This is a genomic window from Bdellovibrionales bacterium, from assembly GCA_018266295.1.
Lineage (GTDB): Bacteria > Bdellovibrionota > Bdellovibrionia > Bdellovibrionales > Bdellovibrionaceae > JACMRP01.
Genome location: JAFEAQ010000004.1, coordinates 513,215 through 535,564 on the forward strand (window position 1 = coordinate 513,215; position 22,350 = coordinate 535,564).

General features: G+C 45.8%; 19 protein-coding genes and 1 other RNA gene. 8 read left to right on the top strand and 12 right to left on the bottom strand.

What is annotated here, in order from left to right; translation table 11 throughout:
- The first annotated feature begins 11 nt into the window (after positions 1-11).
- Positions 12-1,331 (top strand): MHS family MFS transporter, encoded by a 1,320-nt coding sequence (locus JSU04_02890; protein ID MBS1969221.1) that lies wholly within the window; start codon positions 12-14, stop codon positions 1,329-1,331.
- Between the two features lie 57 nt (positions 1,332-1,388).
- On the opposite strand, the gene JSU04_02895 is transcribed toward JSU04_02890, so the two are convergent.
- Entirely contained in the window at positions 1,389-2,099 is a 711-nt protein-coding gene (locus JSU04_02895; GenBank protein MBS1969222.1) for a hypothetical protein, read from the bottom strand.
- A 65-nt stretch (positions 2,100-2,164) separates the two neighbouring features.
- Complete coding sequence (locus JSU04_02900) at positions 2,165-4,963, bottom strand: hypothetical protein (GenBank protein ID MBS1969223.1); 2,799 nt, start codon at positions 4,961-4,963, stop codon at positions 2,165-2,167.
- Between the two features lie 159 nt (positions 4,964-5,122).
- On the opposite strand from JSU04_02900, the gene JSU04_02905 reads away from it, so the two are divergent.
- Positions 5,123-5,920: a DUF2799 domain-containing protein gene (locus JSU04_02905; GenBank protein MBS1969224.1), complete on the top strand. Its 798-nt coding sequence runs from the start codon at positions 5,123-5,125 to the stop codon at positions 5,918-5,920.
- A gap of 54 nt (positions 5,921-5,974) precedes the next feature.
- Here the strand turns inward: JSU04_02905 and JSU04_02910 are convergent, their stop codons facing one another.
- From JSU04_02910 to JSU04_02940, 7 genes are all read right to left on the bottom strand, one after another.
- Positions 5,975-6,484, bottom strand: coding sequence for a peptidylprolyl isomerase (locus tag JSU04_02910; protein MBS1969225.1), 510 nt, complete (start codon positions 6,482-6,484; stop codon positions 5,975-5,977).
- A 247-nt stretch (positions 6,485-6,731) separates the two neighbouring features.
- On the bottom strand, positions 6,732-9,122 hold the full coding sequence (locus JSU04_02915; protein ID MBS1969226.1) for a glutamine-synthetase adenylyltransferase: 2,391 nt from the start codon (positions 9,120-9,122) through the stop codon (positions 6,732-6,734).
- Positions 9,115-10,527, bottom strand: a complete 1,413-nt coding sequence (locus JSU04_02920) for a PD40 domain-containing protein (protein ID MBS1969227.1) — start codon at positions 10,525-10,527, stop codon at positions 9,115-9,117. Before JSU04_02920 ends, JSU04_02915 begins: the two co-directional genes overlap by 8 nt.
- A 17-nt stretch (positions 10,528-10,544) precedes the next feature.
- Positions 10,545-11,369 (bottom strand): TonB family protein, encoded by an 825-nt coding sequence (locus JSU04_02925; protein ID MBS1969228.1) that lies wholly within the window; start codon positions 11,367-11,369, stop codon positions 10,545-10,547.
- Positions 11,366-11,785 carry a biopolymer transporter ExbD gene (locus JSU04_02930; GenBank protein ID MBS1969229.1) on the bottom strand — a complete coding sequence of 140 codons (420 nt, stop codon included), beginning with the start codon at positions 11,783-11,785 and terminating at the stop codon, positions 11,366-11,368. Before JSU04_02930 ends, JSU04_02925 begins: the two co-directional genes overlap by 4 nt.
- A 14-nt stretch (positions 11,786-11,799) precedes the next feature.
- Positions 11,800-12,537: a protein TolQ gene (tolQ, locus tag JSU04_02935; protein MBS1969230.1), complete on the bottom strand. Its 738-nt coding sequence runs from the start codon at positions 12,535-12,537 to the stop codon at positions 11,800-11,802.
- 63 nt (positions 12,538-12,600) lie between these two features.
- Positions 12,601-13,425 (bottom strand): hypothetical protein, encoded by an 825-nt coding sequence (locus tag JSU04_02940; protein ID MBS1969231.1) that lies wholly within the window; start codon positions 13,423-13,425, stop codon positions 12,601-12,603.
- A 271-nt stretch (positions 13,426-13,696) separates the two neighbouring features.
- On the opposite strand from JSU04_02940, the gene JSU04_02945 reads away from it, so the two are divergent.
- Genes JSU04_02945 through JSU04_02970 form a run of 6 tightly spaced genes read left to right on the top strand, consistent with a single transcriptional unit; the run spans position 13,697 to position 19,421 of the window.
- The gene (locus JSU04_02945) at positions 13,697-14,161 is read left to right on the top strand and encodes an Rrf2 family transcriptional regulator (GenBank protein ID MBS1969232.1); all 465 of its coding nucleotides are present in this window, start codon (positions 13,697-13,699) and stop codon (positions 14,159-14,161) included.
- A complete protein-coding gene (gene sufB, locus JSU04_02950) occupies positions 14,154-15,602 on the top strand; it encodes a Fe-S cluster assembly protein SufB (GenBank protein ID MBS1969233.1) in 1,449 nt (482 codons plus the stop codon). The genes JSU04_02945 and sufB overlap by 8 nt, the downstream gene beginning before the upstream one ends.
- 4 nt (positions 15,603-15,606) lie before the next feature.
- The gene (sufC, locus tag JSU04_02955) at positions 15,607-16,359 is read left to right on the top strand and encodes a Fe-S cluster assembly ATPase SufC (protein MBS1969234.1); all 753 of its coding nucleotides are present in this window, start codon (positions 15,607-15,609) and stop codon (positions 16,357-16,359) included.
- Between the two features lie 5 nt (positions 16,360-16,364).
- Positions 16,365-17,636, top strand: coding sequence for a SufD family Fe-S cluster assembly protein (locus JSU04_02960; GenBank protein ID MBS1969235.1), 1,272 nt, complete (start codon positions 16,365-16,367; stop codon positions 17,634-17,636).
- Between the two features lies 1 nt (position 17,637).
- A complete protein-coding gene (locus JSU04_02965; GenBank protein MBS1969236.1) occupies positions 17,638-18,864 on the top strand; it encodes a SufS family cysteine desulfurase in 1,227 nt (408 codons plus the stop codon).
- Positions 18,861-19,421: a NifU family protein gene (locus JSU04_02970; protein ID MBS1969237.1), complete on the top strand. Its 561-nt coding sequence runs from the start codon at positions 18,861-18,863 to the stop codon at positions 19,419-19,421. The genes JSU04_02965 and JSU04_02970 overlap by 4 nt, the downstream gene beginning before the upstream one ends.
- Before the next feature lie 2 nt (positions 19,422-19,423).
- On the opposite strand, the gene JSU04_02975 is transcribed toward JSU04_02970, so the two are convergent.
- From JSU04_02975 to ssrS, 3 genes are all read right to left on the bottom strand, one after another.
- Positions 19,424-20,011 carry a hypothetical protein gene (locus JSU04_02975; protein MBS1969238.1) on the bottom strand — a complete coding sequence of 196 codons (588 nt, stop codon included), beginning with the start codon at positions 20,009-20,011 and terminating at the stop codon, positions 19,424-19,426.
- The gene (locus JSU04_02980) at positions 19,993-21,864 is read right to left on the bottom strand and encodes a hypothetical protein (protein ID MBS1969239.1); all 1,872 of its coding nucleotides are present in this window, start codon (positions 21,862-21,864) and stop codon (positions 19,993-19,995) included. Before JSU04_02980 ends, JSU04_02975 begins: the two co-directional genes overlap by 19 nt.
- Before the next feature lie 258 nt (positions 21,865-22,122).
- A non-coding RNA gene (gene ssrS, locus JSU04_02985) (6S RNA) lies at positions 22,123-22,301 on the bottom strand.
- Between the last annotated feature and the right edge of the window lie 49 nt (positions 22,302-22,350).

Sequence of the window (22,350 nt, forward strand, 5' to 3'; positions counted from 1 at the left end):
CTTATGGAGGGATGTTTATGAAAAGCAAAGAGGTTACAAATATTTGGAAGGTCATCGCCGCTTCCAGTGCGGGCACTCTGATTGAGTGGTATGACTTCTACATCTTCGGTTCACTCGCGACGATTATTGCAGCCCATTTTTTTCCTAAGGACAATCCAACCGTTGCGCTCTTAAGTACGCTGGCCACTTTTGCAACGGGATTCATCGTGCGACCTTTCGGTGCTTTGGTTTTCGGACGGGTCGGTGATGTCGTCGGCAGAAAGTATGCGTTCATGGTGACATTGATCATCATGGGTCTTTCAACGACAGCGATCGGTTTTCTTCCAAACTATGAACAAATCGGAATACTCGCGCCGATCTGCCTTTTGTTACTTCGTCTATTGCAAGGTCTTGCATTGGGTGGTGAGTACGGCGGTGCTGCGACCTACGTTGCTGAACATAGTCCCGATGGGAAACGCGGGTACTACACAAGTTACATTCAAACAACGGCAACTCTAGGTTTGTTCGTATCTCTTGGTGTGATTCTCGCGACGCGCTTGGGACTCGGTGAAGATACTTTTAAAGACTGGGGATGGCGGTTGCCGTTCTTGATATCAATTGTTCTCGTGATTTTTTCATACCTCATTCGTCGTCGTATGTCGGAATCTCCGGTTTTCTTGGAAATGAAATCGAGTGGGAAGGCCTCAAAAAGTCCCTTGCGTGATAGCTTCCTAGTTCCAGAGAATAGAAATCTGGTTTTGTTGGCACTCTTTGGTGCGACGGCAGGCCAAGGGGTTGTGTGGTACACTGGTCAGTTCTATGCACTTTACTTCTTGCAGACGGTGCTAAAAGTCGACTTCGTTCTAGCGAATAAAATTATCGCGGTCGCTTTGCTCTTCGGGACGCCGTTCTTTATCGTCTTCGGTGGACTGTCAGATAAAATCGGCAGAAAGAAAATCATGCTGACGGGGATGGTGATTGCCGCTCTGACTTATATTCCAATCTATCAAGGAATGGAACACTATGCGACTTTGCCGGAGGGGCCTGATGCCACGATGTTAACTGTGCTAGTTTTCATCCAAGTAATCTACGTCACAATGGTCTACGGACCGATTGCCGCGTTCTTGGTGGAGCTCTTCCCGACCCATATTCGGTATACGTCGATGTCACTGCCTTATCATATCGGTAACGGGGTTTTCGGGGGGTTGGTTCCGTTCATCGGAACAGCGATTGTGGCTTCAACCGGAAATCATTTTGCGGGTTTGATTTATCCGATCTGTGTGGCTCTGGCAACAGCCATCATTGGTGGGATCTTCATTAAAGAAAAACGCAATGTGAAATGGCATAGCTAGAAAATAAAAAGAGCCCTCTTTCGGAGGGCTCTTTCTTACCAAAAATAAACTAAGATACTATACGCATTTCAAGATTTTGCGGATGATTTCCATCGCTTTATCTTTTGAAACACCAACTTTACCATCAGCGTTTTTAGCCGAAGCCATGATTGATTGAACGAAAGCTGAATTGATTGATTCAGCTGTCGGAGCTTTTTCACCCAATTTGTTCAAAGAAGCAGTGAACATATCTCTCTCAGCAGTCTCGTAAGACAATGGCTTATCAAGGATTGCGATCATTTTAGTCAAAGCGTCACCAGACTCTTTGAACTCAGTTTCAGACAACTCAGTTGAGCTTTTCTTTTCACCGATCAAATCCATGTTAGTCAAAAGTTTCGTAGCAGATTCTACGTAGTTACGGATAGAAACAGACTCAGCATCTGTCTTGCCGGCAGTACCGTTTTTAGCAGCCAACAACACATTCAAAGTGCTGATAACATCTACTTTCTGAGCTTTACCAGAAGAAATGTAAGATTTGAGAGTGTTCTTTTCTTTATTAGTAAGACCGAGGTCATCCATCGTCTTATCTTGTTGTTTCAGAGCTTCAGCAGTTTCAAGACTAGAAGCTTTTACTTTACCGCTTTTTACAGAGGCTTTGAACTCTTCGATTTGTTTCATGTAATCAACTACCACCTCTTTTGGAGATCTCACGGCTGTAGAGCCCGCGAAAGCGTTGAAAGAGATAACGGAAGTCATGATCATCATTCCTACGATAAATTGCTTTTTCATTTTGAAGCTCCTTTATTCTTGGTATTCGTTTTAACAGTTAGTAATTATTTCAAGATCTATTCCAATTATTTAGAGTCCGGATATCTCGCCGTTCCCGCCATATTGCCATACATTGACAACTCCTGGCTGAGTGACTGTAGAAGTTCTAGACAAGTAACGGCCAGCGCCTTCTGGTCGTCTTTCAAAGTCACAAGTGAATTCGAAGACTCAATAGCAGCCTCAGAACCTGGGACCGCAGGCATTGCGAAGGCATCCTGAGCTTTTTGAGCTTTCTTAATACCCAAAAGATCACTGAACTCCGTCAATTTACTTTCGATGGCTTTCAATTGATTTTGATACTCCTCTGTCTTAACAGATTGAGTTCTTGCTTTCTGAATGAGACCGTTCATCAGAGCAAACTGATTATCGAGTTCTTTTTGAATCTTTAAGCTACGAACGTCAGCATTGGGGTTTCTGCTCGTCAACGTATTGAAATCAAAGCGCGGCGCATACGCGAGGTAAGCTAATACAGGTTTTTTGCTCATATTATAGGAAGCAATAGTCACACTCGTCTTAGGATCTACGTCCGCAGAGAAGTACTGCTGAGGTAAATCCTTTTTATTGCTTGCCTTATAAGAGTCTTTCAAGATCTCACCCAATACGAGCGAGTACATGCGTGCTTCTTGGAAGGCCGCAATCATCGCACCGTTTGAAATCAAACCACGGTTCCATGAACTATTCTTAGTTTCATTCAAACCTTTATAGAGTTTAGCAATGATACCTTTGTAAGACTGACCGAAGCTTTGGAAGGCCGTCTTCAGTTCAGCCTCGGTATGGCTTTCCCACCAATTGTTAAAGTCCTTGCTAACTTCTGGATTGATATTTCCACGTAAGAAATCAGGAGCGGTTTTATAGCTGCCGACAGGCAAGTTGTACAAGCGCTCAGCGCCCACCGCATTCGCAACGGCACCATAGCAAAGTCTTTCTTTGGCTTCGTCTTCTAAAGTAATTGTTGGTGCACTGAACTTCGCGGGGAAGCCTTTCGTAATGCTGATTGTTTTCTCATTTCTTGTAACGTCAGGGCCGCACATCATTTGCACGATGAAGTAGTCAGCAACTGTCGGCGTCTTAAAGAAACCGTTGTATTTATCCAACTGAACATTTTTGTATGGCTCCATCATGCTCGGAGACATCATCATCGTCGCAGCAAAACCACGACCTTTTTCAAACATTGGATTTGGATCGCCTAGCATCGCAGCTACTTTATAAAGTTCACGGCCGAAATCCATCGAACCCACAACTGTTTGTGAGTATTTTCTGCGGGCATCATTCAGTTCAAGAATTGCTTTACCTTGAGTAGAGGCATCGCCCGAAATAAGACCGGTTTGGATCTTAGTCATGATGTCTGTTTGGTACTTAATAAACCCTAATTTTTTATAGTATCCATTTTGTAAGTTCTCGGCGATGAAAGCGCCAACGTCTTTTGCCGTTTCAATTTGCATCTTTTCAATGCGCTCTGGACGAGTGAAATAATTGTCTTCATTGCCATCAGCCAAGTTTTTAGGTTTTACACCATAAAGCGGGTAAAGGCGGTCAATACCTGAATCTTTTGGTGACAGAAGTTCTTTGACATAAATGTCGTAGAAATTGAAAGAGGCCGTATAGTTCGAAGTCAGCTCTCCTAAGAAACCAGACCAAGCTTGGTGAGCCATGTATGCTTCTGAAAGGTTGTTCACACGCCAAGCGCTCATCTTCTTAGAAAAGTCGCGGAGATTTTGATTGAGCTCATCCGTTTTGCCGGACCATTGAGATTTCTTTTGTGCTTCAATACCGGCGACGATGTCATCGTTAAGACCGACAAATTCTTTTCCATCGAAGTAGTTTTTCCAAGCATAGGAAATGTAGTGTTCCAATTTCATCTGAACAACGGTAAAGAGGGCCGCATTCACACCACTAGAAGCGAGTGTAATCAGCCAGCGTGCACCTTTCACTTCAAGACCGCCCGGCATCAACAACGTTGCGAGCTCGATACCAACGACTCTGAGAACGGCACCAACCGCCAAACGTGCACCAGTCACAACTAAGAAAGACCCTAAAAGGGAAGCAATGCCCGGGCCTTCAAGGATTTTCTTGTCTACGACGAGATATTTGTATGCGCCATCGCAAGGATTATCGACGCCTTCAGTTTTTTCGCCTTTAAATACAGAAGCTGCGCAAGCACGGATGTGCGGATCGCTAACGACTTGAGTGAAATAGCCCTGAACCGCCATACCGACAGTCATCCCCAGCATACCAATCGGCATGCCGAGCTTTGGACGTTTCAACCACATGTTCAAAACGTTTGATGTAACGCCTTGAGAATACATAAACATGAAGAAACCCAATTGACCCACAGGAGAAAGACTGTGCTCAATATGTTGTTTCATGCCTACAGGATTATCAGCATAGTTCGTCAAAAGCTGAACAGCGGTCATACCGCCCAAAGCGAGGAAGAAGGCTGCGGACTCCACCGGGAATGATTTCCAGGCGTGCATCGCGGATTCCTTATTCGCGATTTTTAAGTTTGCCATGCCGGCACGCAATTTTGAATTTAGCGTGCTTGGCGAATATTCCATCAGAGATTTTTGATCGCGAAGAGCAACCTCACCGACAACTTTTTTAGTTTCGCGGTCGACGAAGTACATTTTGTTATTTTTAAGATCCAAGCGAGAGTCGTAGTTCATCTTTGCTGCGTAATCGGATAAGGCAGCAGCACTTTTCTGACCCTCTTGAGTCAGTTTGCCGTCTTCCACTTCAAGGCCTGGAGTGGCCGCATGAGAAATAGCAGGCGCCAAGACCATTTGGGCTATTACAAAGTAACTAGCAATGATTTTGGACCAATTCATGGGCTCTCCTAAAACACGTATGGGTGCTTACAAAGGTATAAAGCAAGGCCGATGCCTGGTTATATTTGAATAGAGGCGTCTCAGAGTGAGACCAGGCCCTAATTTGTCTATCCCGTGTTAGATGTGTGACATTCGAAGGGGTTTTAGTAAAATCTCATTATGAGACATTTCATAGCTGGGTTTTTAGTTCTATTGACGGTGGGTTGTTCAAACTGGGCGTTGAAAGAGCGCTGTGAAAAAACCAACTGGTTTAATTACTCTCAACAAGTGGCTTTCGAAGGAAAGTATCTCGAAGAAGACGGCTTCGTGAAGGCCTGCAAAAAGCTCGATTTAACAAGTGCTGTGCAATTGGATCTAGGATTCAAACAGGGCCGCGAAAAAATGTGTCAGTATGACGAGATTTACGCCCGCGCTAAAGAAGGCGTTCCGGTGTTCTTTAAATTCTGTGATGGCCTTGAAATGAACCAGATGAAAAGTCTCTATCAAAAGGGTCTTCTGACATATTGTACGAAAGAAAAAGGATATACGTTTGGTAAAGCGGGAAAGATCTATCAAAATCTTTGCTCACCTGAGCAAGAAAAGGTCTTTTTGCCGGGTTTCTATCAAGGTCGCAGAGAATACTTAACTTCCTATATTGCGGAACAACGTGCGAGTCTCGATAAAATTAAGGCATTAGAAGCAGGCTACGCCCAGACCGAAAGAAATCTTCAGAGCGAGTATTCAACACTCCCTTCAAATGCTCAAGAGTGCCACTCACAGAGTGTTTACAATGAATCAAGCAAGCAGAACGAGTACAAGACTGTCTGCGAAGAAGCTTTTTACATTCGCAGCCGCCGCTCAGATCTTTGGTCAAAGATGGACGATATTCGCTCAAGACTCAGCGAACTTAGAAACGACTGGCGTGAAACCGACGAAAGCATCAAGAAAGCGCAAGTCTCGCTGAACGAGCTGCCATAAATAAAAAACCCACGCTTTTGACGTGGGCTTTTAGATTCAGATTGTAAACCGAAATTATTTCTTTTCGATTTTCAAGTGCTTGATCACGATGTCTTCAACCGGGCGATCCATTGCGCCTGTTGGAGCTTTAGAGATGCTATCAACGACATCCATACCTTCGATCACTTCACCGAACACTGTGTGTTTGCCATCCAACCAAGGAGTTGCAGCCACAGTCACGAAGAACTGAGAACCGTTTGTGTTAGGTCCGGCATTCGCCATAGAAAGGATGCCTGGTTTAGTGTGCTTAGGAGCATCCGCTGGAAACTCATCTTCGAAACGGTAACCTGGGCCGCCAGTACCAGTTCCAAGTGGGTCACCACCTTGGATCATGAAGTTAGGGATGACGCGGTGGAATTTCAAACCATCATAGAATGGCTTTTTAACTTTGTTGCCAGTTTTAGGATCCGTCCACTCTTTAGTGCCTTCAGCAAGACCCACGAAGTTCTCAACTGTTTTTGGAGCTTTATCAGCGAAAAGTTTAACTTTGAATGTGCCTTTGTTGGTTTCGAATACTGCGATCATGTCTTTTCCTTTTTTATCGTCTTTTTTTGTCGCTTTGGACTTCTTCTCTTTTTTATCTGCTTTTGAAGTCTCTTTACTGTCTTTGCCTTCTGCCTTTTCTACTTTCGTAGTGTCCGCTGGGGCTGCCGCTTTCTCTTCTGCTTTTGAGTGGAAACTGAAGGCCGTTAAGATAAAGGCCAAAACGTAGATCCACAAAATCTTCTTTAGATGAATGCGATTAATCACATAAACTCCTTCATAAAAATGCTTATGAGCTAGGATTTAGTATCTTTGACCGTCTGCGGGGGTCAAGTCGATTAAGTACCTGTAAATTCTCAGAGATTAGTAAACTTAGTTCGTTTTCAAGCGCCTGCGGAGTTGCTTGGAGCGCCTTAGCAAGCTGCTGAAATGATTCATGATTTATTTGTACTTTTGCGCCGCCCTCGGTCGACACAAGTTGCAGCATTTGTTCCATTTGACGCAGGCGTAGATAATGACGCTGCAATGACTGGGTGCCAGCAATTTCAGAGAGAAAATTCATCGTACTTGGACCCTTAATGGGGATCAATTTGTTGAGCACTTCGGCTTGCGAAAAGAGCTCAATATCCAGCATCCCACCCTCAGCATACTTCAAATCAATCGAGTCCGGTGCGAATCGCACGAGACCTTGGCGAACTTTCTCGAGTTCTTGTAAGTCCGCATCCGTGAGGGCTTTTTTCCGCAATTTGGATTGCAGATTTTCTTTCTGGGGATTCAGCCAATGAGCCTTCAAGTAAGCTTGGCGTTCCCAGGGCTGAGCTTCATGATCGAGATAGTCTAAAAGCTGTTGTTCTGAAATAACAAAGGGCCCGGCTTTGCCTGAAGGCTTCAGTCGGGTATCAATTGCATAGATACTGCCGCCTTTTCTAGTTTCGGTGAGGCGGTTGATAAAACGGCGAGCGATCTTACCGTCCGTTTCGTTAGGATCTTCCGGAGTTACAAAGATGAAATCAAGGTCTGAGCGGAAGCCAAGTTCTCTTCCGCCCCATTTTCCGAGGCAGAGAATCTCAATCTTTGAAGGGAACTCCTTCTTGAGTTCTTCCAACAACGTGGTGGTGATTTCGTCAGCCGTGGCACTGACATTGGCTTGTAGCTCCTCAATGTTTTTGTCTTCAAGATAGTGAGAACCATTAATAAGCTCACCGAGCAGACGTTTTTCAACAAGCTGCTCAAGCAAAATGGATAAATCATCCTTTTGCAGTTCTTGTGAACGATAGACATAGCTATCTATAAGTTCCGGCCGAGAACTCAGGATCTGCGATAAATAAGGCGAATGACCGAAAAGCCACGCAAGCTCATCCATCAAGTTCTTATTGCGAACCAGTAGGGTAAAGAAGCTGGCTTTAGCACGGGTGGATTTAATGAACTCCTTCAAATGCTGAAGAGCTTTATCCGTATCACCTTTTTGTTTCTCTAAAGTTTCGTAGAACTCATTCAGGAATTGCAAACGAGCTTGCTCATCGCGCTCTTTATGGCGAGAAAGAACTTCGATTTGCAGAATCTCCTGCCAGACTTCTTGGGAAGACGTGTTCTGCAAAGTCACCGTCGTCAGTTTGTCGGAGGCTTTACCCAAGAGAGTACTGACGATCTGGTCACAGCGATTAAAATCCTTCTCAAGATTTGCAGTGATCGCAGAGCCCCAGCTTGGCAGCAGTGTTTTCTTTTCAAGCAGGTGAGTTTGCTCATCATTCTGTGCTTGAACGAAGTTTTCAAGCTGGCGGAGCTGCCAATAGTGTTTCTTTAAAAACTGCGCATCTACCGCCGGAAGGATTTTAGTTTCCTCCAGCAATGTCAGTGCGTGATCGGTCGATGCGACCTGGAGATTTGGATTCTTTCCGCCGTGAATGACTTGCATCGCATGGACGAAAAGTTCCACATCACGAATACCACCAACGCCGAGTTTCAGATCCCAAACGGAATCCGTCGAATTCGGTGAATAGTGCTGACGGATTTTAGCCCGCATGGATTTTAGGTCTTCTAAGAGCGTATAATCAAGGTGCTTACGGTAAGTGAACTTCTTCGCGAAAGCGGCAACTTGTGAAATCAATCCTGAGTCACCGGCAACACCGACGAGGCGAACAAACGCAAGACGTTCCCAGGTTTCGCCATAGTTTCCGTAATAATCCACGAACTGATCCAGAGTCGGGATGAGCGGGCCTTGGCGACCTCCGGGGCGAAGATCAAAATCAACTCGAAAAAGAAATCCGCGGGGAGTTCTTTCAGTCAGAGTTTTTTGAAAAAGGCGCAGAGCTTTTAAGTGCTGAGCATCGGCTTCTTGCGCGACGATCATCAAATCCACATCCGAACTTAAATTCAGTTCTTGTGAACCCAACTTACCTAAAGCAAAGAGCGCGACCGCACTTTGTCCGAAGCATTCATTAAAGACGTCTTTGAGAAGATCATTCGCGAACTGACTCCAAGTATGGCAAACGGTTTTGGAATCAGCAGTGTCAAGGATAGTACCGAGGGCCGCGGACATCCAAGTGGAGGTTCGCTGCTGATGACGGCTTTGGTCCGGAGAAAAACTGAACTGAGCGTAGTGAGAAAGAGCCGACGAAAATTTTTCGGCCCCCGAAATCTCGGAGGCCGAATATGAAGAAACAGGTTTTAAACTACTCAAAGTTATTAGACCACTTTGGCTTGTAGTAATTCGCATCATCTAAAGTCACGCGGCGCTCTTCAGTGCCGTCAACCGTAGAGATATAGATCTGGTTTTTACCAGTGCGATTGCTTGTGTACATAACGAAGCGGCCATCGGGAGAGAAGCTTGGATCTTCATTCGTGGACCATTTGCCGTTAGTCTTCTTCGCAGAAGTCAGGCGGATCATGTTCGTCCCATCGGCATTCATCACAAAAATATCGAAGTGATCCTCACTTTGGCCGGCAAAAGCAATCTTCTTACCATCCGGAGACCAGGCCGGTGTTGAGTTGTAAACGCCGGCGAAAGTGATGCGTTTCACATTAGAACCGTCCGCGCCCATTGTGTAAATCATCGGGCGACCGCTACGATCTGATGAGAATGCCACTTTACTGCCATCGGGGCTGACGGCTGGTTCAACGTTCATCGCACTGTTAGGGCCATTCGTAATTTTGCCCTGAAGAGTTCCATCAAAAGACATTTTATAGAGGTCCGGAGCACCTTGCTGAGAGATCGTCAGAAAGATGGTTTTATTGTCTGGAGCAAAGCAAGCTCCTGAGTTCAGACCTTGACGGAAAGAGATCAAATCGCGTTTACCGGTTTGAATGTTGTACAAGAACATGTCGGCATTACGCATTTTAGTCTTAGAGCGAACGACATAAGACGTGTAAGCAATACGCTTTCCATCCGGAGACCACGCCGGAGATAAAGAGATAGACTTGTGGCTTGTGATTTTCTCAGGATTTGCGCCATCCCAGTCCATAATGAAGATCTCTTTGTAGTCGCCTTGGCCTTTGTCACTGCCAACAACAATCTTAGAAAGGAACATGCCGGTTTTACCGGTGAGGGCTTCAAGAACATCATTCGAGAATGTATGAGCCAATTTGCGAGTGCTTGAAATCGGGCCTTTATACTTCTTACCCATGACAAGCTGAGATTTACCAACGTGGTAAACATAAGCTTCCATATTCACTTCGCCTCCAGCGAGGAAGAAGCCTGCGCGGATCAGGAACTCAGCACCGATTGTACTCCAGCTTTGGAATTTGAAGCCGTTGGCTTCACCTGGAGCCGGGCGAAGACCGACTTTAGAAGTGTCTTCGAGGAAAGCTTTCTGCGGGATCATCTGGAAGAATGCAGAAACCGTCAGGTCATTATTGATAGTGTTGTAAAGGTCAGCGCCGACAGTTTGATATGAACCCGAAGGGCTGCCTTGGTAGTTCAGCGCCGGAAAAGCTAAAAGGCTCTTCTTAGTGCGAGCTTCGCCCAACTTAATGTCGGAAGAAACGGCGCCGGCGGCAGGTGCCGCGGATGGTTCGCGGCCTTCTTCTTGGGCGAAAGCGCCATAACAAGACAGGGTTGCGATAACTACGATCAAAAACTTAAGCATGAAATGCTCCTTCCGTTCTATTCAGGAAAGCCAATCACGAGGCCGCTCACGGCCACGATACTTACAAATTTTTCCGGAGGTGCTGCAAATGGCGCAGCTTTATCAATCGCCTCCAGAGCTTGTTCATCATAATTTGGGTTACCACTAGATAAAATAATTTCACGAGACAGGATCTGTCCCTTCTCATCTATTTTTAAGCGCACCTGGGCGCGGAGAGGTTTCTTTGACAACCATTCAGGCAAAAACCAATTCTGCTTGATTTGATGATCAAGAGAAGAAAGATAACTATCGTGTTGGAGCTTATCGAGGCCTTTGAGGGCTGTTCCAGGTGACAAAATATTGCCTTTGATTTTTGTCGCTGAGGATTTAGTGTCGCCAACGCCAGCCATCTTGGCTTTAGATTCTTTTTCCTTTTCAGCCGCTTCCTCTTTCATTTTTTCGATCGCGGCCATGGCTTTCAATTTCTCGAGGGCTTCTTTTTGCTTATTCTTTTCTTTATTCAGATTGATAGCTTCGGCGTCTTTTTTCGGCGGAGCTTTGACCGGCTTTTCAGCCTTTTCTACTTTAGCTTCTTTTGGAGGAGCCTTCGGAGCCGGTTCCGGTTTTGGCGGAGCAGGCTTTGCAGCTTCTTCTTGTTTTGGTGGAAGCTGTTGGTCTTGCATTTTATCAGGCAGGCCCACGAGGTCTACGCGAACTGCTGCTGAATAATCGATTTTTTCAGGAGTAAAAAACGCCGCGCGAACAGTAAAGATCGCAACTAAAGCTGCGTGAAGGCCAAGAGAGACCTTCAGGCCCTTCAACAAATCGTCATCTTTAATGAGGCGTTTATTAGCAGTACTCACTTGTCTTTAGGTACCGTGATCAATCCGATATTGAATACACCGGCTGCACGAATCTCGCCCATAGCTTCGGCCACAAAACCATAGTCCACTTTTCGATCAGCCTGGATGTACACTTGTTTGTTCTTACGATTTTGAAAGATGGCTTTAATTTTAGAGCGGAGATCCGCCATAGCAATATTTTGCTTACCAGCCGTCATCTTCTGACCGGCATCAATCACTAAAACAAAAGGCTCATCATTCAACTCAACACCTGCCGAAGAGGTCTTTGGCAGATCCACTTCGATCCCTTGTTGCATCAGCGGAGTGGTCACCATGAACATGATGAGCAGAACCAGCATGACGTCAACTAGCGGGGTGACGTTGATTTCACTGAGGGTTGCGCGACTTTTTGAGCCGCCGCCAGAACTCATTCCCATGATTATCCCTGTAGCTACTCAGCTTTGAAGAAGTTTCTTTTTACGATATTCAAAAAGTCAGCGCTGAAATTATTCAATTCAATTTCTTCGCGGCGAACACGCGCGACGAAGTTGTTGTACAAGATCACGGCTGGAATCGCGGCAGCCAAGCCAATCGCCGTTGCAATGAGGGCCTCAGAGATCCCGGGAGCAACAACCGCTAAACTTGCGTTTCCAGTAGCACCAATTTTATGGAAAGAACCCATAATCCCCCAAACGGTTCCAAAGAGACCGATGAAAGGGCCGGTACTGCCTGTGGTTGCAAGCACTGTCAGGCGGGTTTCCATTTTAGCGATTTCGTTTTCAGTCGCTTTGCGGATGGAACGTTCCAAGTTATCAAGACCTGATAACTGAGGTTTGTCGTCGCTGTTCTTGCTCACAAGCGGAGAGTCTGCGAGTTTTTTCATTTCAAGATAAGCAGACTTAAAGATACGCGCCATGCTGCTCGCAGGATAGTCATCGATGTCTCCGTAAAGAGTATCGAATGAACTCACTTTCCAGAATTTATTCGTGAATTGCTCATTGGCTTCGCGAAGTTGTTTCAGCTGACGATATTTCGTGTAGGCAATCGCCCAGCAGAAAACAGAAAGTCCCACGAGAATGAGCAGAGTTAACTGCACGACGGGACTAGCTTGAGTAAGAGCATCCATCGCACTTGTATTAATAGCAACTTGTGGAGGAGCAGCGTGAGCAGATTCGACTAGAAAATTGATTGGTATATTCATAGACATTAAGGCTAAAACCAAAACGTCCAGTCGGCAACCCAGAATGCAAGACTATGGTCTAGACCAATCTAAATAATCACTGAGATTCTCGATAATTATCCCATCAGCTTTCATGCGTAGGGCGTCATCAAATTCTTTTTTATCGAGTGCAGGGCCTAAGATAATTTTCTTTTTACGTCTGCGAACTTCTTCGAGTGTAGTTTCATGAAATGCAGGGCGTCCGAGCAAAACAAACGGAGAGATAAAAACATCTCCTTTAAATGGAGTGGCCGGCAAAATCCACATCGATTCAAAAGTAAGGAAGCGCATTAGATCCGCTTGGCTGCAACCAAAGAGCCAAAAGGGTTCAAGCTCCTTCACGCTTGTCATGATGACATTGTAATTGGACTGCAGAAGAATTCGCTTTTCAGGCGAAAGACCTTTCAAGGTTTCAACAAGTCCGGTGTGCACGCCTTCCACATTGTCTAAAATGTTCAGGATAAATTTTTGCTCAGGGTATTTTGCTACGACATCACGTAGTTCGCGGATATCCGGATGGGTGTTCTTCAACTGTTGAAGCGTATAACCCATTGGTTTTGGGCCACGATAAGCTTCAATCGACATTTGCTTCGGGTCCAAATCTGTCGAGAAAACGATGATCTTCTTATCGCTGGTGGTTTCGACATCCAACCAAAACAACACATCGGGTTTTGCTTTGAGAGCGTCCTCGAGTTCTTTTTCCGTTTGAACCTTCACGATAATCGCCAGTGTCGCCACGTTTTCAAAGAACGGATGCTGGAAATCCGGGTACTGCTGACTCATCCCCCAAAGGCGGGAGGTGAGCAAAACAACAAACAAAACAACGATGGAAACGACACTGATAAACAGAACTCTCATAGTGCTAATGGGTCTATCATGAAGGGGTCTTTGAAGCATCTTCATTAAGTAAGGCTTTTTGAGCCCGGATTAGCTCCATTATGGAACCATCTTGGGCTTCCGGTTTATTTGCTTAAATACATGAAATATTTAGCCATTTTAAAAATCTTAAAAAACCTGTAATATACGCTAAAAAAAGGCGTACTTACTTCTTGCGCTTTAGAATTCTTTCATTTAGTTTGCATCACACTTTCACTCCGTTAACGACCTGGAAGTGTTGAGGATAGGACCTATGAACAAACTCAATCGCAAACTCGAATATGCTCTGATGGCTTTAAAGCACATGAGCGCAAAAATACCGGGTGAGCTCACATCAGCCAAAGAAGTGTCTGAACAATTCAGCACTCCGTTTGATGCTACCGCACGCGTAATGCAGGCGATGGCCCAAAAGGGACTTCTGCGTGCCGAGCATGGAGCTTTCGGTGGTTATCAAATCACGAAAGATCTTAGCAAGGTCACGATGCTCCAACTTCTAGAGATCATCGAAGGTCCTACGGCGATGGTGAAGTGCATGTACAAGGAAAGCCCTTGTGAAATTCAAGGCACGTGCAACATCGTTTCTCCAGTTCAGCTTTTACAATCAAAACTGAATGAATTCTACGGCAACATCACTCTGAAAGAGCTTCTCTTGGAAGCGGCTAGCGGAGCTAAAGTAGCGAAGCGCAAACCAGTAGCAGAGGAGGCGCTCAATGGATAATTCGACAAAACCGGCACAAACTCTGCCGGATACAGAGTACAAATGGGGTTTCACGACCGATATCGAAACCGATACGGTTGGTAAAGGTCTCAATGAAGATGTCATTCGTTTGATCTCTTCAAAGAAAAACGAACCAGAGTGGATGCTTGATTATCGTCTGAAAGCTTTCCGCTATTGGATGACTCTCACTGAGCCGACGTGGGCGCATGTGAATTATCCTAAGATCGATTTCCAGGATATTTGCTATTACTCGGCTCCGAAGAAAAAAGCCGACGGTCCAAAATCCATGGACGAGCTCGATCCTGAGTTGATTAAGACTTTTGAAAAGCTCGGTATTCCACTGACTGAGCAAAAACGTATTTCCGGCATCGCGGTTGATGTGGTGTTTGACTCCGTCTCTGTCGGTACGACTCATAACGAAGTGCTTGAGAAGGCGGGCGTGATTTTCTGCTCGATCTCTGAAGCGATTCAAAAGCATCCAGATCTCGTTAAAAAATACTTGGGCTCCGTTGTGCCAATTACTGACAACTACTATGCGGCTTTGAATGCGGCGGTCTTTACAGACGGTTCTTTCTGCTACATTCCTAAAGGCGTTCGTTGTCCAATCGATCTTTCGACTTACTTCCGTATCAACGCAAAAGATACCGGTCAGTTCGAGCGCACCTTGCTTGTGTGTGACGAAGGCGGTTACGTGAATTATCTCGAGGGCTGTACAGCGCCTCAGCGTGACGAAAATCAATTGCATGCGGCAGTGGTTGAGCTTGTTGCCATGGAAAAGTCTGAGATCAAATACTCGACAGTTCAAAACTGGTACACGGGCGATAAAGAAGGTAAGGGTGGTATCTACAACTTCGTAACGAAGCGTGGAAAGGCCGTTGGTAAGCATTCAAAAATTTCTTGGACGCAAGTGGAGTCCGGCTCTGCAATTACTTGGAAGTATCCTTCCGTGATCTTGCAAGGCGACTACTCTGAAGGTGCTTTCTATTCTGTAGCCCTCACACATGATTACATGCAGGCAGATACTGGCACGAAGATGATTCATATCGGTAAAAACACGAAGAGCACGATCATCTCGAAGGGTATTTCGACAGGTCACTCTTCGAATGCTTATCGTGGCCAAGTAAAAGTCATGGCTTCGGCTGAAAACGCACGTAACTACTCACAGTGTGATTCTATGCTTGTGGGTGATCAGTGCAGTGCTCACACTTATCCATATATTGAAGTGAAAAACAAATCCGCGACATTAGAGCACGAAGCAACTACTTCGCGCATCAGTGAAGATCAGATCTTCTATCTGCAATCGCGCGGTCTCAACATGGAGCAAACAATCTCTATGTTGGTCAATGGATTCTGTAAGGAAGTGTTTAAAGAGCTTCCTTTAGAGTTCTCTGTTGAAGCTGTGAAATTAATCGAAATGAAACTAGAAAATTCAGTTGGGTAATAAGATGTTAGAAATTAAGAATCTCCAAGCTAAAGTCGAAGAAAAAGAAATCCTTAAAGGTTTGAACCTCACAGTGAAAGCTGGCGAAGTTCACGCGATCATGGGCCCGAACGGCTCTGGTAAATCGACACTTTCTAAAGTCCTTGCCGGCCACCCAGCATACGAAGTCACTGGCGGCGAAGTTAAATACGAAATCAACTTCCAAATGACGAACTTGCTCGATATGGCTCCGGATGAGCGCGCTAAAGAGGGCGTGTTCTTGGCATTCCAATATCCGATCGAAGTTCCAGGTATCAGCAATTTCAATTTCTTGCATACGTCATTCAACGCGGTTTTGACTCACCAAGGTTCTGAACCAATGAATGAAGCTGATTTTCGCGTTTACGTTGAAGAGAAAATGAAGCTTGTCTCTATGAAGAAGGACTTCCTCGAGCGTCCAGTCAACGTTGGTTTCTCTGGCGGCGAAAAGAAGCGTAATGAAATTTTGCAAATGGCAGTCCTTGCTCCGCGCTTGGCTTTGCTTGACGAGACAGATTCTGGTTTGGATATCGATGCTCTTCGTATCGTTGCTGAAGGTGTGAATAAACTCCGCCGTAAAGACAATGCGATTGTGTTGGTAACGCACTATCAACGTCTTCTTCATTACATTAAGCCTGATTTCGTGCACGTGTTGGCAAACGGTAAAATCATCGAGACCGGTGATTACAAGCTTGCTGAAACTCTCGAAGAGCGTGGTTACGACTGGTTGGTGGGTTAATAACTATGAACTTATTGAGCCACTTCGACAAATTTGCTTCTCAAACTCCGGCGACGGGCGGGGCGCAAACTTTGCGTGCCAAAGCGCTTGAGTTTTTGAATGCAAAAGGTCTTCCGACCCGCAAGGACGAAGACTGGAAATACACAAGCCTCAAGGTGCTGAACGACGAAAGCTTCGTTCCAGCAGGCCTTGAAGTTACTCAGCCAACGCACGAAACGATGAAGGCGATTCAAGCTAAATTGAATCCTGAATTTATCAACATCGTTTTCCACAACGGTCAGTTCAATAAGACACTTTCTTCTGTCGAAGAGTTGCCAGCCGGTGTGAAGTTCACCGAGGGCAAAGACGTTGTGGCGACGGACTTCAAAGATTCCTTCGAGGCTTTGAACGTTGCTTACTTCACAAAAAACTACACACTAGAGATTTCCCCAGAAACCTCTGTGGATAAAGCTGTGAACTTTGTGTTTTACAGCTCGGCTGAGGGCACTTCGGCTGTCATGGTGAACCCACGCGTGACAATCAAAGCCGGTAAAATGTCTTCGACTAAGTATCTTGAATCTTACTATGGTCAAAGAGATGTCCGCTATTTTGTGAATCCACAAGTGGATGTCGAAGTCGCTGAATCTGCAAAGCTCATTTACGTGCGCTTGCAGGCAGAAGGCTCTATGGCTGTGAACGTAGGTCGCACGAACTTTACTCTGGGTAAGGCATCCCACGTGCATAGCCTTGCTTTCTCGACTGGTGGAATTCTTGCTCGTCACAGTTTGACGGCTGAAATGAAGGCTCCTGAGGCGTTCGGTGTGTTTGATGGCGTTTATGTGACTAAAGGCAACCAAGTGGTCGACAACACCACTGTGATTGATCACCAAGTGGGCGCTTGTAATACCTCTCAGCACTACAAAGGTATTTTGGCGGATGCTTCCCGTGCCGTGTTTAACGGTAAAGTCATTATCCGTCAGGGCGCGATGAAAGCGAACTCTGAGCAGCTCAATAACAACTTATTGTTAAGCCGCGAGGCGGAAGCCGACAGCAAACCGCAATTAGAGGTTTATGCTGATGACGTCAAAGCAGGTCACGGTTCGACAGTGGGTCAGCTCAATCAAGAAGAGCTCTTCTATTTGCAAAGCCGTGCAATTTCAGCAGATATCGCGGTTCCGATGATGAGCTTTGGTTATGCATCTGAATTAATTTACAAATTAGAGAATGAAGAATTGCAAAATTGGTTGAATAAGGAGCTTCGTGAGGCCTTCCAAGGTCTCCAAGTTGCGTTAAAGTAATATGAAGCAAGATCCGGTTTTTGAAAAAGTACGCGCTCAGTTCCCGGCCCTGACTCAAAAAGTGCATGGCAAGGACTGGATTTACCTCGACAGTGCAGCAACCACTCTGAAGCCAGAAGTTGTGGCCGAGCGTATTTACCGTTTTAACCAGTACGAAGTTTCTAACGTTCACCGTGGCGCCCATCACATTGCCGATAAAGCGACGGTGAACTACGAAAACGCACGTGCAGCGGTTGCGAAATTCTTGGGTGCAAAAACTCAGGACGAAATTGTTTTTGTTCGTGGTACGACTGAGGCTATTAATCTTGCGGCCTTTAGCTATGCTCGTAGCATCCTCAAAGAAGGCGATGAGATTTTAGTTACCGTGATGGAGCATCATGCGAACATCGTTCCTTGGCAAATCGTTGCTGAAGAAAAGAAAGCCAAAGTCATCGCGGTAGATGTGAAAGATAACGGCGAGCTGGATCTTGAGGATTTCAAAAAGAAATTGAACTCAAAAACCAAAATCTTTGCTTTCACTGCGTGCTCTAACACACTAGGCACCGTGAATGACATGAAAGCCCTGACAGCAGCGGCTCACAAGGTGGGGGCGAAGGTCCTTATTGATGGGGCGCAGATCGTTTCTCAAGAGGCTGTGAACGTTCAGGACATCGATTGTGACTTCTTTGCGTTCTCGGGGCACAAGATCTTTGCACCGTTTGGTATTGGTGTCCTCTTTGGCAAAAAAGATCTTTTGGATCAAATGCCTCCATATCAAGGTGGCGGCAGCATGATTTCTAAGGTGAGTTTCGAGAAAACCACTTTCAACGAAGCTCCTTTCCGTTTTGAAGCAGGGACTCCGAATGTTGAAGGAGCCATTGCTTTGCATGCGGCCCTTGATTTCGTGAACTCGATTGGTTTTGATAAAATTAAGACTCATAAAAAGCAGCTCTTAGAAGCAGCCACCGAAGGCCTTCAGAAAATTCCTGGAGTCCGCATTATTGGGACGGCTCCCCATAAAGGGCCTGTTTTGAGTTTTGTTTTGGAAGGCGCGCATCACTCGGATGTGGGCCAAGTCTTGGATCAGCAGGGGATTGCAGTCCGTGCAGGACACCATTGCTGCCAGCCACTGATGGCGCGTTTCGGGATTACCGGAACTGTCAGAGCTTCTTTTTCAGTTTATAATAATATGCAAGATGTTGAGAGCTTTTTGAAAGCCGTTAAAAAAGCTCAGGAGTTATTTCAATGAGCGCGCAAGATGTACTAATCCGAATTCAGGCGACTCCAAATCCAGCAGCATGGAAGTTTGTTTTGGACCGTGCGGTTTTGACCGAGGGCAAAGCGACTTACTCGAGTGTTGAAGAGGCTGCGAACAATCGCTTGGCTGCAGGGATTTTCGAAGTTCCGGGTGTGAAGCAGGTTCACTACTTCCAAAATGTGATTACGGTGACTCATACTTTCGATGCTGATCCAGATGAAGTGCAAAAAGCAGTTTGCGCTGTAATTCAGACTCGCATGGCGGTTCATGACCCAAATCAAACACAGGTTGACGAAAAGAAACTTCGTCGTCAGAGCCAGTCGCCTGAGATCCAACAAATCGAAGAGATTTTGGATCGTACAGTTCGTCCAGGCTTGCAAGGCGATGGTGGTGACTTGGATGTTGTGAGCTACGAAAACAACAAGCTCACGGTTTACTATCAAGGTGCGTGCGGAACTTGCCCGAGTGCTACGACGGGCACTTTGATGGCGATCGAAGGCATTCTCCGGGATGAATACAACCCGGAAATCGAAGTGATTGCTTTGTAAGATTATTTAGTTTCAGAATCTTTTTCTTTGGCTTCTTCAGCTGCAGCTTTAGCCTGCGCCTGAAGATCCATCACGCGAGCCTCCATTGTTTCTTCTGGGCGGCTCACCACCACTGCAGAAGCTGTTAATGGCATATTCGAAGTCGTGATTTGTGTTTTGAGTGAAATCAACTTTTGCGCATCACGCGAAAAGCCCTTCACAAGAATGCTAACCTGTTGCGCTTTTCCGAGGGAAATATTCGCTAACGTATCCGCTTGCGGGCCACGCACGAGCTCGACACCCGCGGGTAAAGACCATTCATAGCTGAGAGGAGTGTCTGCAGACAGGTACTGAGTAATGAAGCCAACAAGTTCCACCACTTCTGTATTGCTCTCGGGATAAGACTCAGGTCCGACGATCTCAATCGTCATAGCGGCTGCTTGCTTACCGATCATCAAGCCATGAGCTTGATAGGGCTCAATGCTCGCGATCGAACGATGCACCTTGTGCTCTTGCATGTAGACCAATGCGGAGCCAATGATCCCCAAGGCGAGTGGACTTAAAAGAATCAACTTGGTTCTATTAAATTTCTTTACTGAGGTACTAGGCATGATGTCACCGTCGAGCTTGTGCCGATATATAAATAATAATTAGCTGTGCCATTGAGGCTTGCCGAAGTCTTACCATACGTCGACGCTTTAACATCGATCATGTAGTAACCCGCGGGCAAACCACTCATATCCACAACTTCTATTTCATTGGTTGAGCCAGTATTGAGAGTCTTACTCTTACGAACCATTGTCGAGTTGCTGAAGCTTGCTTGGGCCTCTTGAATTTCTTCAGAGTAGTAGTAACCATCCGAGTAAACATAAAGATTCATATCAATGATATTCGCACCGGAGTTCCGGGATTTTAAAACGATCTGTTTGCCGGAACCATCATAATAATAAGCGTAGAAATCATTCGACATGAGTTGATTCGAGCGATCGTAGTTCAGGCTTTGATCTGCCACGGGGCTCATGGCAATTTCAGAGCAGGAAGTCGTGCCGTCGGTGGCAATGAAACGGCCATAAAGTGATGTATCTTTTTTCTGATTCTCTTCTGTAATCACAGAGGTCCATGTCGCCATACCTTGACTTGAGTAGCTCGAAGTCAGAGTTGTATTTAGAATGCTGTTATACAGACCAAAGTTAATAAACTTGTAAGTCGAAGATGTACGCAAAGCCTTAAACGCATCCCAGATCGCAGCAAACGGAATACCGCTGGCATTCGTCATACTCTTAAAGAGAGTGCGAGAAATCGAGAACTCACGGAAGACGCCTTCATTGGTGGAGGCCTTATCGTAAACCGCTGCAGAATTGAGCTCTGAAAGATCGCGATTGATTTGAATACCGTAAGAAGATCCGGAGCCTTCGACAGAGTCATTACCAAAACCAACGGTGTCGACATAACCCGTCCAGCCACTGGAGCCTTTTTTGGGCCCGGAGTATGAACTGTTATAAACGATATTGTTTTGAACGGCTGCTTGGAAGTAGTTCGCCCAGCCTTCACTCCACGCTAAACGCGGATCGATGATGAAGTTACCGTTGTGCGATCCGCCCGGAGTATCGGAGCGGCCATAATGAGCTTCTAAGAAATGGCCGTATTCGTGCAAGATGACAGAGTCATCGAAATGATCAGTATCAGAGGCTTTCACGTCACCGTTCTTACCGCCGAGAATATACAAACGGTCTTCAGAAGCGACATAGAAAGACGCGAGCACGCTCGGAGCATTGTAATAAGAGTAAGGATTGAAACCTTGTTTCCAGAAGACAGAAACTTTATCTGCAACGAAGCTCGTTTGCGAAGTATTGCCGCGGATAAATTCATTGGCCCAGAAGATATCAGCCAAGATATTGAATGCGCCTCCTGAAAGGTCGCTGTCTTCACTGATACGAGCGCTTGCTACAAACGGAGTTGGAATAGCCACCGAAGTAGCAGACGCAGAAATCGTAAACTGTTTTGAGATTGAGTAGGGTAGCGCAGAGTAGATGTCCTTGAGAACGCTTGCCTTCACTTTGCTACTCATGGAGCGCGAAAAAACTTGCACATAGTAGGTACCGGCCACTTGAGGCACTGCCAAGCTGAAAGCACCCAGAGAGTCAGTCTCGCCACACTGAATAGTGTTGCCAGAACTATCTACGATATGAACCTCGGCATAGGTCACGCCTTTAGAAACCGGGTTACCATAAAGACCTTTGTTCGAAGTCAGTACCAAAGGACGATATTGGAAAGTCGCTGTCCCGGTGATGGTCGTGGTCGCGCCAGAGTAGGAAGTTGCTTGAGCAGCTCCGCAATATGCGCTTTCGGGATTTTGAGTATAGTCATTATTATCTGGTTCAAGAGCGTTTTGACAGCCCGTGAGCAGAATGAAAAACGCAAAGATGTACCAGCAGAGCTGATGGTGCCTACTTCTTAAGTCCATGTCTTAATTATCGGCCCTAACGAGACCTAGCTGAACGCCTCGTCTCATAATAGGTCGAGGAAAAACGAACATTTTGCTGTCGAATTTCGAGGGGAACTGTCGATGATTTAAACGATTCCCGAGTGAAACGCCTCAAAAACAGGAGTATGGAAATCGGACAGTCGAGTCGAGACGAGAGCGTGGAAAATATGAGTTGAAATATGGATAGGATTTTTTTTCGAGCTTTTTAGGTTGTCAGAATTTTCATCGAGAGAAATAAAAAAAGGCTCGATGGCTACTCTGAAACATAAACCTGTTTTCGCTAAAGTGGGTGGCCATGGTAACAACTTTAGGCTTCTCAGTACGAGCTGAGCTTGCACACCATTGTCAGGGACAGCCCCCTATTCAATGCTCATAAGGTTTATTTTCGATTGAGCTTTACGCCGTCGAACCCTAAAACCATTGTCATCTATACCGCGAAAAAAAGCAATCGGGCCAGACTCGTGC